The following is a 13545-nucleotide window of genomic DNA, read 5'->3' as shown; positions in this document are numbered from 1 at the left end:
TGAATTTTTCTTAATGTAAATGTATGAATTTATCCTCAAAATGTTTTCTAAAAATATGCTCCGTAACGGCAAGAACTTTATTGCTTTCGGGATTTCTATTTTCGTGTGCAACCTATAACGTACAAAAAGGAAAAAACTTACATGAAACACAAAATTCTGATATAAAAAATGAAAATGATTTTAAAATATTTCTGGTTGGTGATGCCGGAAACGCAGATGAACCTCAAGCACAGCAGACTTTAAATTTCATTAAAAATAAACTGGATTCCGCAGATAAAAACTCCTTGCTTGTGTTTTTGGGAGACAACATTTATCCTCTTGGTATGCCCGGAGAAAGTGACAAAGATTATCCTTTAGCCAAAGAAAAGCTGGAAAATCAGTTGGCAATCACCAAAAACTTCAAAGGAAAAACATTGATTATTCCCGGAAATCATGACTGGTATCACGGTTTGGAAGGATTGAAGGCACAGGAAGAATTTGTAAAATCTTATCTGAATGATAAAAAAGCATTTCTGCCCAAAAACTCCTGTCCGATTGATGATATTAATCTTACCAAAGATATTAAACTTATTGTTATAGATTCTGAATGGGCTTTAATCAATTGGGATAAACATCCGGGAATCAACAAAGGCTGTAACATCAAAACCAAAGAAGATTTTTATGCAGAGTTTAAAGATTTAATCCTGAAAAATCAAGACAAAAGAATTATTGTAGCGTTGCACCATCCTGTGATTAGCTCCGGAACGCATGCAGGTTTTACCTCTGCAAGATCGCATCTTTTTCTTTTTGGAGGTAAAATTCCACTTCCGGGGATTGCAAGCTTAGTCAATATCTTGCGAACTACATCCGGAGTAAGCATGGAAGATCTTAGCAACAACCATTACACAGAATTTGCCGGCAGAATAAAAAGCATTATTCAGGATAAAGAAAATGTAATTCTTGTTTCCGGTCACGATCATAATCTGCAATATCACGCCAACAGAAATATCAGACAAATTGTAAGCGGTGCTGCATCAAAAACTGAACCTTCAACCATTTTTGAAAAAACAGACTTCTCTTATGGCGGAAGCGGTTTCGGGATTTTAAATCTAAGAAAAGATTTAAGTTCAGATGTAGAATTTTTCTCTACCAGGAACAATAAACTTGAAAAGCTTACGCAAATTTCGGTGATTGAAAAACCAAAAAAGTTTGAAAATAACTTTTCTGAAACTTTTCCGTCAACAGTAAAAGCTACAGTTTATACCGAAAGACAGGCAAAAGCGGGTAAGTTTTATTCATGGCTTTGGGGAAATCATTACAGAGAATACTATGCAATTCCTGTAGAAGCTAAAACTGCAAATATTTCTATTTTAAATGGTGGATTCACCCCTTTCAGAGAAGGCGGCGGAAATCAATCGAACAGCTTGCGGATCAAAGCGAATGACGGGCAGGAATTTGTAATGCGAAGTCTGAAGAAAAGTGCCACACGATTTCTTAACAATATGGCATTCAAGAAAAATACTTTCGGAAATGAACTGGAAAACACCTTTCCGGATAGGTTTTTAATGGATTTTTACACGACAAGCCATCCGTTCACTGGATTTTCAGTTAATAATATGGCTGATAAAATAGGGCTTTTCCACAGCAATCCCCAATTGTATTTTATTCCCAAACAAAAAGGATTAGGTGAATTTAATAAAAATTATGGCGATGAATTGTACATGATTGAAGAGCGTTTTTCATCAGATCCTAAAACTTTGGCATCACTTGACAATGCAAAAGATATTTTATCAACTGATGATGTTTTGAAAAACCTCAGAAAAGACCATCAATATTCTGTAGATCAGGAGTCATATCTTCGGGCTAGAATTTTTGATATGCTCATTGGAGATTGGGACAGACACGAAGATCAATGGAAATGGGCAGAATATCAGGACGGAGAAAAAATCATCTACAAACCGATCCCGAGAGATCACGATCAGGCATTCAGCAGGTACGACGGAACAGCTTTTAAAGTTCTGATGAACATTCCGGCAATCCGTCATATGAAATCATTCAACGATGATATTAAAAGTGTGCGTTGGATGAATATGGAACCGTATCCGCTAGACGTAATTATACTAAAAAATGCCAATCAGGAAGATTGGATTAATCAGGCAAATTATATTCAGCAAAATTTAACAGATGCAGATATTGACCGTGCTTTTGATAATTTACCCAAAGAAGTTCAGGATAATACCATTACAGATATTCAGCAGAAATTAAAAACAAGAAAAACAAAACTAAAAGATTTTGCAACCCGATATTTTGATGTTTTACAGGAAAAAGTTCCATTGGCAGGAACGATTAATAAAGATAAATTTGTTATTACTAAAGTTGATAATTATGTAGAAGTAAAGCAATATCAATTCAAGAAAAACGGTGAAGAACTGGTTTTTGTAAAAAAATATGACGAAACCAAAACCAAAGAACTTTGGATCTATGGTTTGGAAGACGATGACATCTATGAAGTTTCAGGAGAAGGGAAATCAAAAATAAATATCCGTCTGATCGGAGGTTACAATCATGATATCTATAATGTAGAAAACGGTAAAAAGGTGAAGATTTATGATTTTAAATCTCAAAAAAACACCTACAATGAAAGATCGGCAAGCAAGCATATTACCAATGATTACAATGTCAACACCTACAATTGGAAACACCCGAAATACAATTTCTTTGCAGGGTATCCCAATGCCAATTTTAATCCTGATGATGGAGTGATTTTAGGTTTTGTAGCGAATTATACCGTTAATAATTTTATAAGAGATCCATTTACCCAAAAGCACATGTTCAGCGCCAATTATTACACCTCAACAGGTGGATTTAATGTAGGCTACAAAGGAATTTTCAAAAAAGCCATTGCGGGATGGGATGCCGAAATTGATGCGACTTTCACGACTCCGTTTTTTTCAAGAACATTTTTTGGTTTAGGAAACGAAAGTGTAAATAATGTGGATGAAGACGAAAGAGATTACAACAGAGTGCGAATTTCTCAGTTTAAACTGGCGCCATCCATTTCAAAAACAAGCTGGCTGAATTTCAAACATCAGTTCCAACTGAATTTTGAGCATTCGAAAGTACAGTATAATGACGACCGTTTCATTGCTGTTTCTCCCGATGTAAATCCGGAAGTTTTTAACGGACAGCAGTTTGCAGGAGCCAATTACACCTTAAGTTTTAAAAATTTAGATAATAAAGCCTTCCCTACTTTAGGTTTAGAGTTAGAATTAAATGCAGGTTGGAAAGCAAACATTTCAGAATTCAACCAAAATTTCGCAAGCTTCAAAGGAACCTTAAATCTTTTTCACAGAATTGACAAGCGAGGAAAATTTGTATTTGCCAACTCAAGCAATGTAATGATGATCAACAATAATAATTTTGAGTTCTACCAAGCTGCAGCCATCGGAGGAAAAAACGGAATGCGCGCTTACAGAAATGAAAGATTTGCAGGAAAATCGTATGTTGTGAACAACTCAGAGATTCGTTGGGATTTTGGACGTGTAAAAAATAGAATTGTACCTGCTAATATGGGAATTTTAGTCGGTTACGATTTAGGAAGAGTTTGGATGGATGGTGAACAATCTGACAAATGGCATCAAGGTGTTGGTGGAGGATTCTGGATGAACATCTTAGAAATGTTCTCTGCGAGAGTAGATTATTTTACCGGCGAAGATGGCGGCAGAATTTCCGGTGGTGTGGGATTGAGTTTTTAAGATTTTTCACAACACATTTCAAAAGTTGCCAAAAAATTAATATGAAAAAAAGGAAAATCTTCGAATTGATTTCCCTCTTTTTTATTCATGATACATAAGCACCTGTCCGTTAGAATCGTACTGATAAGTCCATTCACTATTGCCTGAACCGGGAGTTGATGGCGGATTTTCCAGGTACTGAATGGTATATGTAATTTTTCTATAATTATTTGCTGAAAGACTTTTTATGAAGAAATTATCATTCATGAGATACAATTTTTTGTATGGATTTTTTGCAGTATCATAATTAGAATAATAAGTTGTAGTTAGTTTTGTACTTATATTACTTGACTTTTCTAATTTTTCACTTTTAGTAAGATTATTGCTGGCATTAAAAAAATATGTTTCATAAGTATCCCATGAATATATTTTAGAATGAACAAGAATTTTATCTGTCTCATAAGAAAAATTCTTAACCATGATGAGTTCATTAAACTGGCTGTACGTTTCGGATTTTTTTAATCTATTATTTTCCAAAGTATGAATAACTTTTGTCACATAACCATTGCTTTCTACATGTTCAATAGTCACCATATTCGCTGAATAATACAATAAAGAATACACATTGGTGAAAAACATTTGCTGTCCATTAAGTTGCTTCACCAATTTGCCAGTCATTTTCTTCAACATTCCGTTTTCATAAGTTAACTCATGATAATAAGAAGGATTTAACATTCCCACTGTAGGCAATTCAGCGTAAAAACTAAGAATCCTTTTCGGTTCCAGTTCTACAGAAGTATTAGATTGATTTTCGAACACGTCATCATTTCCACCGCAAGAAATTAGACAAAAAACAAGTAACAGATAAAAATATTTTTGCATAAGATTGTCAATTATGTGCAAAGATAATTTTAAATAAATTAAAAAAGTTTATAATGTAAACTCATACACATTTCCGCCTTCACTTTTATCCTTTTCATCGGCAATCAATAACGTTTTATCATCAACAAAAACCACAGCTTCTTTTTGCGAATTGTGATTTAAAAATATTTTCTGAATCTGTGAAGAATTAAAATCATTTGCAGTAAATCCCGAAAGCACATGAACATTTTTGTGCGTCAATAAAACAATCTGATTTTTAGAATTGATAGAAGCCGAAGTAATCGCCGCATCATCATAGCTGCCTTCCAACTTTAATTTTCCTACTAATTTTGCTTCAAAATCTCCAGCCTGATTAGGAATTTGAAAAACCAAAAACGTTCCGTCAAAACCTTTGCTTCTGTTTTTGGTGAACAGATAAAAATTGCCGCCTTTTTCTACAAAAGCTTCACAATCATACAACAGATTTGATTTTTTTGGTGGAAATTCTGTCTGTCCTTCATAATGAAATTTTGTCGTCTGAATGACACTTGCAGATTTCTGAGAATCGCTTTTTAAATCTAATTTTAATATCGAAAGATTCTGCCTGTCATTATCGTTATTCCCGAAATCTCCTACGTAAATATTTCCGTCTGCATCTTTTGTAATATCTTCCCAATCGTTGTTTTCAGCATTTTCTATTAAGACATCTGTAACTAATTCGCCTTGTCGGTTGAGTCCGTAAACTACATTTTTATTCCCTGCATCTTCGATTGCCCAAATGGTTTTCTGATCCTGAGAAAGAGCAATTCCGGAAACTTCTTTCAGTTTTTTGGGCAGAGAAAACGCTGTTTTTAAGGTATCTTCCTTAGCCTGTATATTTTCAGTTTTTGGATTGCAACCTATGAAAAGAAGCGAACAGATTGAGGAAAGGATATTCATTTTCATATATTATTTTTATTTAAAAGTTTTACTTCATCCCAAAGCTCATCCATCTCTTCCAATGTCATATTTTCTAATTTGAGATTTCTTTCCAGAGCTAAATTTTCCATTTTCTGGAATCTTGAGATGAATTTCAGATTTGTTTTTTCTAAAGCAGAATCCGGATTTAAGCCTGAAATTCTGGCGTAATTGATTAATGAGAAAAACACGTCACCCAATTCAAGTTCTTTTTTATCAACATCTGTTTCATCATGAAATTCCTGAATTTCTTCATCTACTTTTTTCCAGGCATCTTCGGCATCGTGAAATTCAAAGCCAATTCCTTTCACTTTATCCTGAATTCTATACGCTTTTACCATACTTGGCAAACCTTTCGGAACTCCGCCCAAAATCGATTTATTACCTTCTTTCAGTTTCAATTTTTCCCAATTCTGTTTTACTTCTTCTTCATCTTTTACTTCTACATCACCATAAATATGAGGATGACGGAAGATCAGTTTTTCATTTAATGAATTGATGACATCTGCAATATCAAAACTTTCTTTTTCTGAACCTATTTTAGCATAAAAAACCAGATGCAAAAGCACATCCCCCAATTCTTTTTTAATTTCGGTTAAATCTTCCTGCAAAATGGCATCAGAAAGTTCATATGTTTCTTCCAACGTCAGATGACGAAGTGTCTGGAGCGTCTGTTTCTGATCCCACGGACATTTTTCACGAAGGTCATCCATAATATCCAAAAGTCTGCCGAAAGCTTCGAGTTTTTCCTGTCCTGGTATTCATAAATTGAGAATTAAAAAGTAGTACAAATCTAAGTAAATCTTTATTAGTTCTTCAGTTTTGAAACAAAAGTTCAAGACTTGGGAACTTCCGCTAAAAATTAAAGTAAATCCTAAATTCCCAAAACTTGCGCAAGTTCAAAATTAGTGTCGTACTTCAAACAGCGGAATTGTTGACGGATTAACTTCTAATTTTCTTAACGTTCCATTTTTCGCAGTCATTTTTATTTGCCTTAAAATAAAAAACCTCATCATTGCTGATAAGGTTTTGTTTACATTTAAGATAAATTAATTATCCCATTTTTCTGTGTGTACTTTTAGTAGCTGCTTTTGCTCCTGTACTAGCTTTCACTTTCGGAGTTGCAGGCTTATCTGCTTTTGGAGCTGCTTTTTTCGGAGCTGCTTTATCTGCAGTGATATCACCTTCAGCACTTTCACCTTCTACAGTTTCAGGCTCAGCTTTTACGAAGCTTTCCGGAGTAATATATCCTGCTTTGTGAAGAATATTGTACCACTGAGCCAATTTTTTAATATCAGAAAAATATACTCTTTCTGTATCATAATTTGGAAGTGAAGCGCTCATAAACTCTTTCAGCTCATCTTCAGTAGATTTGTGAGAAATGGTTTCTTTGTACTCGTAGTTTTTTGCAATATTTTCAAAAACTTCAAACAATGGAACTTCTTTGTCGAATGTAAACATTGCGATATTATCTAACAAGCTCACCTGACTCGAATTACCGATGCTTACTTTCTTTTTTGTTGTAACGTCTTCAATAATAAATCCGTTTTTCAATTGCGAAACTAATTTGTAAAGACCTGGTTTACCAGAAATCGAAATTATTTTTTCTAACAGCATAATCTTATTTTTTTTAATTTTTCAGCAATTTGTTTAAGGCAAACTGCGTTTTATTATTTATTATTTTTCTTTTTAATTACTTTGGAAACCTCATTTTGTAGTTGATCGCTACATCACCCTGAGATATTTTAACCAATTTACCTTTTACCAGTTTTTTCTTTAATGAACTTAAATGATCGGTAAACAGCGTACCTTCAATATGATCGTATTCATGCTGAATTACGCGGGCTCTAATATCGGAAAAAGTTTCTGTATGCTTCACAAAATTTTCGTCATAATATTCTATAACGATTGTACTTTTTCTTTTCACATCTTCTCTCACATCAGGAATCGACAGGCAGCCTTCATTAAACTTCCATTCTTCACCCGATTCTTCAAGGATCTGAGCATTGATGAATACTTTTTTGAAATCTTTCAGCTCTTCGGCTATATCTTCATAGTCTTCATCTTCCGCCAAAGGACTTACATCTACAATAAACAAACGAATATCTAAACCAATCTGTGGTGCAGCCAGACCAATGCCATTGGCACTGTACATGGTCTCAAACATATTGTCTATGAGATCCTGCAAACCAGGATAATCTTGATCTATCTCTTTTCCTACTTTTCTCAAAACAGGATCTCCAAAGGCTCTAATTGGTAAAATCATCTTGTTCTTTGTTCTAAAAAATTCTGCAATATGATGGTTGCACTCACTTTATCTATTAATCCTTTCTCCTGTCTCTGTTTTTTACTTTTCCCGCTTTGGGAGATAAAAAACGAAGCCATTTTTGACGTAAATCTCTCATCCAAACGATGAACCTGAATATCTGGAAATTCTTTTTGAAAAATATCTATAAATTTCAGAATATCTGCTTCCACTTCAGAAATATTTCCCCGCAAATCGACCGGAAGACCCACTACAATCTCATCAACTTTGTTTTCTTTGAAATATTTCTTCAAAAATTCCATCAAAAATCTAGTCTCTACAGTTGGTAGTCCGCTTGCAATAATCCTCATATCATCAGTCACTGCAATGCCGCAACGCGCTTTTCCGTAGTCTATCGCAAGGATTTGTCCCATAAGTCTGCAAATTTAAGAAATTTTAATGATTTTATTCATAACGCAGTTTTTTTTATAAAATGATGTTACATTCCACTATTTTTTTTATAATTTTAATATTCCAAACTCATCACTATGAAGAAACTCATCTTAGTAAGACATGCCAAAAGCGATTGGCCGGAAGAAATGGAAGATTTTGACAGACCGTTGGCAGACAAAGGTTTACAAGACGCACTCAAAATGTCTAAGTTTCTCAAAAATCAAAATATCTTGATCGATCAATTCGTTTCCAGTCCTGCTGTGAGAGCTTTAAATACGTGTAAAATTTTCAACCAGACTTATCGATTAGATGTAACGACCAACGATAAGCTATACAATCCTTCTGAAAATAATTTCACTTCCGTTATTTATAATCTGGATGATCAGGTAAATTCAGTAGCCTTATTTTCCCACAATAATGGTATTTCAAATTTTGCCAATTACATTACCGATCACATTTTTCATTTTTCAACTTGCGGAGTCGCAGGTTTTGAAATTGATTGTAAATCTTGGTCAGAATTTGACGGTGCGAACAAAAAGTTTTTGTTTTATTATGAACCAAATAAGATTCAATTATAATTTTTTTTTAAATTTACTCATGAGAGACAAAATTTAAAAGAATTTCAGATGGGGATTATAGTTACTCACCCCAAAAATGATACATTTTCATTTCTGTACCGTTAGAATTTAATATTACATAGCCGTTTTGAAAAGTCTCTCTAGAATTACCAGGTTCAACGTTAAGCCAATTGGTTTTAAAAATAAATATTTTTGTATCATCCAATTTTAATTTCGGTAAGACATTTTTTTTAAGAATATCTAATGAGTAATCATTCACATTAAGTTTAGATAATTTATCGTCATTTAAATAATTTGAAAATGAAATGCTGTCAACAAATTTCCAATCATTTTTGTTCGCAAATTGAAGCATTTCATAATCGGAAAAAGTATTAGCAGTTACATTTTCCCAAGAAACTGTGGTTTTTCCACCCCACGGACCATGGTCACTACTTTTTGAAACAATAAAGTTTTTGTAAAAATCAGTCCAAAAACCAGAGGGAGTTATTTTTGTGACAACATGTAACAAAAACTAAGATTATTACAGAGATCAGGAAGTATTTTATTTTTTTAAGCATATTAAATTTGACATGATCTTATAGAATCTACATGGTCAAAAAATCTATTTTCTCTTTAGATCCAAATCATCAAAATCAAAACTGAAATCTGTAATATCTGAAATTGCTTTCATCTTTGCAGATTCTGCTTTTCCGTTTTCGTCATAGCTGAAAGTAATGTAAGCATCTGCATCGTAGCTTCTGTCATCCCATTTGATGATGAAAGAATTGTTTGAATATGGCAACAACTCGCCTTTTAACCTTGGAGAGTTTTTACAAGAAATTCTGTACGAGTTTCCTTGCTGAGTAATTTCTACATCACCAAACCAGACATCATTGTATTTCCCAACAAACTGTTCAGCTTTAGGCTGAAGATTTTTATCTTTTTTAAAGATTTCTGACTTTGCAAATGCATCTTTTTTCTGTTTTTCATATTCAGCGTTAGCTTTTGACATTCTGTCGCCGTAGGTTTTCAGCCAGTTTCTATCGGCAACTCCTAAATAAGAATCTTTCAAAGTATTCGTAATCGTGTTGAAAGCTGCACCAGACTGTTGATTGGTTAGAACTACAATTCCTAATTTCATATCCGGAATCAAGGTAAACTGAGTCACCGTTCCGATCAAACCTCCTGTATGCTGAACTTGCTTATGACCTTTCACATCACTCAAAAACCAACCTAATCCGTAACCGTAAAAACCTGTATCGTAAGGATTCTTCATCGCAACCGGACTTGCAATCTGTACATTCCAAAGCTGCTGAATCTGTTTGTCTGAGACCAGTTTTTTACCGTCTTTCGTTGTAAATCCGTTCAGAAGAAAATCTGCCCAAGTCGTCATGTCTTTGATGTTGCTCATAATTCCGCCCGCAGCATTGGCTGTTTCATTCCAATCGTGAGGAACGGCAATTACTTTTCCGTCTGCAGGAGCGTGAGCATCTATTTTATTGGCAGTAGCTTTTGCTCTGTTGTAACTTCCAAAACTTGAGGTCATCCCGACAGGTTTCATAATTCTCTGCTCAATAAATTCTGCCCATGTCAAACCGGAAACTCTATGAATAACTTCTCCTGCAACGATGAACATTACATTATTATAGTCTAAAGTTGTTCTGAAGGGATTTTCGGGTTTTAAATATCTTACATTATGAACAATATCATTCACCGTCAAACTTCCGCCTTCAGGAAAAAACATCAAATCGCCTTGTCCCAAACCTAATCCTGCTCTATGCGTTACCAAATCTTTGATGGTTACATTTTGAGAAACATAAGCATCATTCATCTGAAATTCAGGAATGTGTTTTGAAACTTTATCATCCCAGTTTAGTTTTCCTTCATCTGCTAAAATTGCCAGAGCAACACAAGTAAATGCTTTTGAGTTGGAAGCGATACCTACCAAAGTCGTATCATCCATTGCTTGCTTTGACGCTAATGAACGAACTCCGAAACCTTTAGAATATATAATTTTTCCGTCTTTGATGACTCCGACAGACATACCGGGAACGTCGAAAGTTTTTAAGGTATTTTGAATAAGTTCATCTAACTTTTTTTCTTCAACCTGTCCGAATGAGATTAAAGATAAAAGAAGAAAGAGCAAAGAGAATTGATGCTTCATTATTTTTAAATTTTTTCAAAGTTAATCAATTCGGGATTATTGAGTAAATTTGGAACTTTAAAAGAAATATTTTCACTCAGCAATGACCAAGATCCTCCTTCTCTCCGATTCCCATTCATATATTGATGACAGAATTTTAGATTATGCAAAACAAGCTGATGAAATTTGGCATTGCGGAGATTTTGGAAGTTTTGAAATCATTGAACAATTAGAAAAAATAAAACCGCTAAAAGGTGTTTACGGAAATATTGACGGAGCAAAAATACGTTCTGAATTCACTGAAGTGAGCCGTTTTTTCTGTGATAAGGTAGAAGTTCTGATGATTCACATCGGTGGTTATCCCGGGAAATACACCCCTTTGGCTAACAAAGAAATTTCAGAGAAAGCACCGAAATTATTTATTTCAGGGCATTCTCACATTTTGAAAGCGATGTATGACAATAAGAACAATCTGCTGCATTTAAATCCGGGAGCTTGTGGAAAGCAAGGTTGGCATAAAACGAGAACGATGATGCGGTTCGTGATTGATGGGGAAGAAATAAAAGATTTGGAAGTAATTGAATTGGGACCGAAAGTTTAATTTTAAAATAAAAAGATCACTCATGATTCTCACTAATAACACTAAAAATGTTTGTGGAATTTGTGATATAATTGGTATCAATGAGTATTTAAAATATATGATAATAGGCGATAAAGTTTCGGTGGTAGATGAAGATTTGAGCGGAGTGATCACTTCTGTAAATGGAAATATAATAGTTTTCAAAGACGAATATGGTTTCACTTATCAATATCCGAAAGAAAAACTGGTTCCTAAAAATGCTTCTATCTATGATAATATGAAAGTGATTCAAAAAGCAGAGCCAACAAAAGTAACTTCTAAAAAACATGATAAAACCCCATTGATTCTTGACTTACACTTTCATAATCTGGTTAAAAACCCGAATGAATATGATAGTTTCGAAAGATTGTTTATGCAGAAAGAAAAATTGATTCACACAATTAATTTCTGTCGAAAAAATCATTTAAAAAGATTAGAAATCATTCACGGAATCGGCGACGGCGTGCTTCAGAAATTAGTCTGGGACGTTCTTGAAAGTCAAACCGGTCTGGATTTTTACAACAAAGAAATACTTCATCATCAATCGGGTGCGGTAATGGTAGAATTTCACTAAATTTGCAGCAATTGATATGAATTTACTTACTTTACTTTTTACCAAAGACGGGCTGATTTATCAGATTTCCAAGAACAAAAATGTTTTGGAAGAGAAGTCTTATCTCGTGAATGAAGAATCTTCTGCAAATTTTATTGCTGATAAACTGGAAGAAGTTTTGCTGAAGCAAAGATATGATGAAATCTCTGTCATCTCTGCACTCAACCATTTCACTTTGATGCCGGAAGGTTTTGCAGAGCACGATGCAGGATATGATCTGATTGCGTTCAATGCTCCTGTGGATAAGGAAAACGAAGAATTAATGCTTTCGGTGAATAAGAAATTTCAGGTTCAGTTTTACTATACTTTTCCGAAGGATTTTTACAAGAAGATCAAAGATCTTTCGATTCCTGTGAGGTTTAATTTTTCAGGTGAAAAGTTTTTAAACTCGATTCACAATAAAACCAATAAAGAAATTCACATCAATCTTTATCATAATCAATGTGAGTTTTTTGCGATTGCCAACAAAAAAGTAATTTTATACAATAATCTTGATGTCAACTCAGAAGTAGATTTTCTTTATTTCGTGATGTTTACTTTAAGCAAAATCGGTTTCGGGATTAATGATACCAACTTTTTTGTATACGGTGAAACGACAGAAAACGAAACTTTTATTTCAGAACTTCAGAAGTTTGTGAAGAATCTGAGAATTGTTTTTGACAATATACCGAATAAGAATTTCATTCTCAATTAGGTTGCAGATTTCAGGACTTAATTCCTTTTTCAAAACCTAATCATTTAACAACTCAACTATGTACAGAATCATTGCCGGCAAGTGGAAAGCCAAAAAAATAGCAGCTCCGAAAAACTTTGATGTAAGACCGACCACAGATTTTGCTAAAGAAGCTTTGTTCAGCATCATCGAAAATAAATATGACATGCAGGCGAGTTCTGTGCTTGATCTTTTTGCAGGAATCGGCTCTATCACTTTTGAATTTGCTTCAAGGGGCTGCAAAGATTTAACTTCTGTGGAACTAAATCCGAAACATACATCATTTTTAAATTCAACTGCTTCAGAATTGGGATTTAGCCTCAATGTAAGTGTGCAGCGTGGCGATGTTTTTGACTGGCTGAAAAAATTCAGAAATAAAAAATCTTACGAAATCGTTTTCTCTGATGCACCATTTGAGACAGAGGAGAAAAAATACATGGAACTGATTTCTTTGGTTTTGAATAATAAATATCTAAAACCGAATGGAGTTTTCATCGTAGAGCACCAAAGCAGAATGAAGTTTGATCATCCCAATCTGATGGATACCAGAAAATACGGAAATATAAGTTTCAGCTTTTTTGAACCTAATCAGGAGGAAGAAACAGATTTAGAAATAACAGACAATCAGGAACTTTAATTCCTGATTTTTTTTGTTTAAAATATATTCAGTAA

At 34.0% G+C, this 13545-nt stretch carries 14 protein-coding genes; 6 read left to right on the top strand and 8 right to left on the bottom strand.

Annotation, left to right across the window (positions count from 1 at the left end):
* Window positions 1-23: 23 nt before the first annotated feature.
* Window positions 24-3734 carry a metallophosphoesterase gene (locus tag ACZZ9T_RS06970; protein ID WP_463441460.1) on the top strand — a complete coding sequence of 1237 codons (3711 nt, stop codon included), beginning with the start codon at window positions 24-26 and terminating at the stop codon, window positions 3732-3734.
* An 81-nt stretch (window positions 3735-3815) separates the two neighbouring features.
* Here the strand turns inward: ACZZ9T_RS06970 and ACZZ9T_RS06965 are convergent, their stop codons facing one another.
* The 6 genes from ACZZ9T_RS06965 to ruvX all read right to left on the bottom strand — a co-directional run bounded on the left by ACZZ9T_RS06965 (window position 3816) and on the right by ruvX (window position 8210).
* Window positions 3816-4595, bottom strand: coding sequence for a hypothetical protein (locus ACZZ9T_RS06965; RefSeq protein ID WP_463441459.1), 780 nt, complete (start codon window positions 4593-4595; stop codon window positions 3816-3818).
* Between the two features lie 48 nt (window positions 4596-4643).
* Entirely contained in the window at window positions 4644-5519 is an 876-nt protein-coding gene (locus ACZZ9T_RS06960) for a hypothetical protein (protein WP_463441458.1), read from the bottom strand.
* The gene (gene mazG, locus ACZZ9T_RS06955) at window positions 5516-6244 is read right to left on the bottom strand and encodes a nucleoside triphosphate pyrophosphohydrolase (RefSeq protein ID WP_463441457.1); all 729 of its coding nucleotides are present in this window, start codon (window positions 6242-6244) and stop codon (window positions 5516-5518) included. The genes ACZZ9T_RS06960 and mazG overlap by 4 nt, the downstream gene beginning before the upstream one ends.
* Before the next feature lie 340 nt (window positions 6245-6584).
* Window positions 6585-7148, bottom strand: coding sequence for a DUF5606 family protein (locus ACZZ9T_RS06950; RefSeq protein ID WP_463430715.1), 564 nt, complete (start codon window positions 7146-7148; stop codon window positions 6585-6587).
* Between the two features lie 76 nt (window positions 7149-7224).
* Window positions 7225-7797: a peptide deformylase gene (gene def / locus ACZZ9T_RS06945; RefSeq protein WP_463441456.1), complete on the bottom strand. Its 573-nt coding sequence runs from the start codon at window positions 7795-7797 to the stop codon at window positions 7225-7227.
* Complete coding sequence (gene ruvX, locus ACZZ9T_RS06940; RefSeq protein ID WP_463430711.1) at window positions 7794-8210, bottom strand: Holliday junction resolvase RuvX; 417 nt, start codon at window positions 8208-8210, stop codon at window positions 7794-7796. Before ruvX ends, def begins: the two co-directional genes overlap by 4 nt.
* 114 nt (window positions 8211-8324) lie before the next feature.
* On the opposite strand from ruvX, the gene ACZZ9T_RS06935 reads away from it, so the two are divergent.
* Window positions 8325-8807, top strand: coding sequence for a SixA phosphatase family protein (locus tag ACZZ9T_RS06935; protein WP_463430709.1), 483 nt, complete (start codon window positions 8325-8327; stop codon window positions 8805-8807).
* Window positions 8808-8868: 61 nt separating this feature from the next.
* Here ACZZ9T_RS06935 and ACZZ9T_RS06930 read toward each other — a convergent pair whose 3' ends face one another.
* Both ACZZ9T_RS06930 and ACZZ9T_RS06925 read right to left on the bottom strand, forming a co-directional pair.
* A complete protein-coding gene (locus tag ACZZ9T_RS06930; RefSeq protein WP_463441455.1) occupies window positions 8869-9315 on the bottom strand; it encodes a hypothetical protein in 447 nt (148 codons plus the stop codon).
* Window positions 9316-9408: 93 nt separating this feature from the next.
* Entirely contained in the window at window positions 9409-10950 is a 1542-nt protein-coding gene (locus ACZZ9T_RS06925; protein ID WP_463441454.1) for a serine hydrolase, read from the bottom strand.
* Window positions 10951-11032: 82 nt separating this feature from the next.
* Here ACZZ9T_RS06925 and ACZZ9T_RS06920 point away from each other — a divergent pair, with 82 nt between their 5' ends.
* From ACZZ9T_RS06920 to ACZZ9T_RS06905, 4 genes are read left to right on the top strand one after another with little or no spacing between them, the layout of a single operon-like run.
* Complete coding sequence (locus ACZZ9T_RS06920) at window positions 11033-11530, top strand: metallophosphoesterase family protein (protein WP_463441453.1); 498 nt, start codon at window positions 11033-11035, stop codon at window positions 11528-11530.
* A 22-nt stretch (window positions 11531-11552) separates the two neighbouring features.
* The gene (locus tag ACZZ9T_RS06915; protein WP_463441452.1) at window positions 11553-12122 is read left to right on the top strand and encodes a Smr/MutS family protein; all 570 of its coding nucleotides are present in this window, start codon (window positions 11553-11555) and stop codon (window positions 12120-12122) included.
* A 16-nt stretch (window positions 12123-12138) separates the two neighbouring features.
* The gene (locus ACZZ9T_RS06910; protein WP_463441451.1) at window positions 12139-12855 is read left to right on the top strand and encodes a DUF3822 family protein; all 717 of its coding nucleotides are present in this window, start codon (window positions 12139-12141) and stop codon (window positions 12853-12855) included.
* Between the two features lie 58 nt (window positions 12856-12913).
* Window positions 12914-13510: an RsmD family RNA methyltransferase gene (locus ACZZ9T_RS06905; protein ID WP_463441450.1), complete on the top strand. Its 597-nt coding sequence runs from the start codon at window positions 12914-12916 to the stop codon at window positions 13508-13510.
* Window positions 13511-13545: the final 35 nt, after the last annotated feature.

The sequence above is a fragment of the Chryseobacterium sp. AC417 genome, from assembly GCF_979258215.1.
The sequence above is the reverse complement of the archived record's forward strand: the minus strand, read 5'-3'. Positions and strand labels throughout refer to the sequence as shown.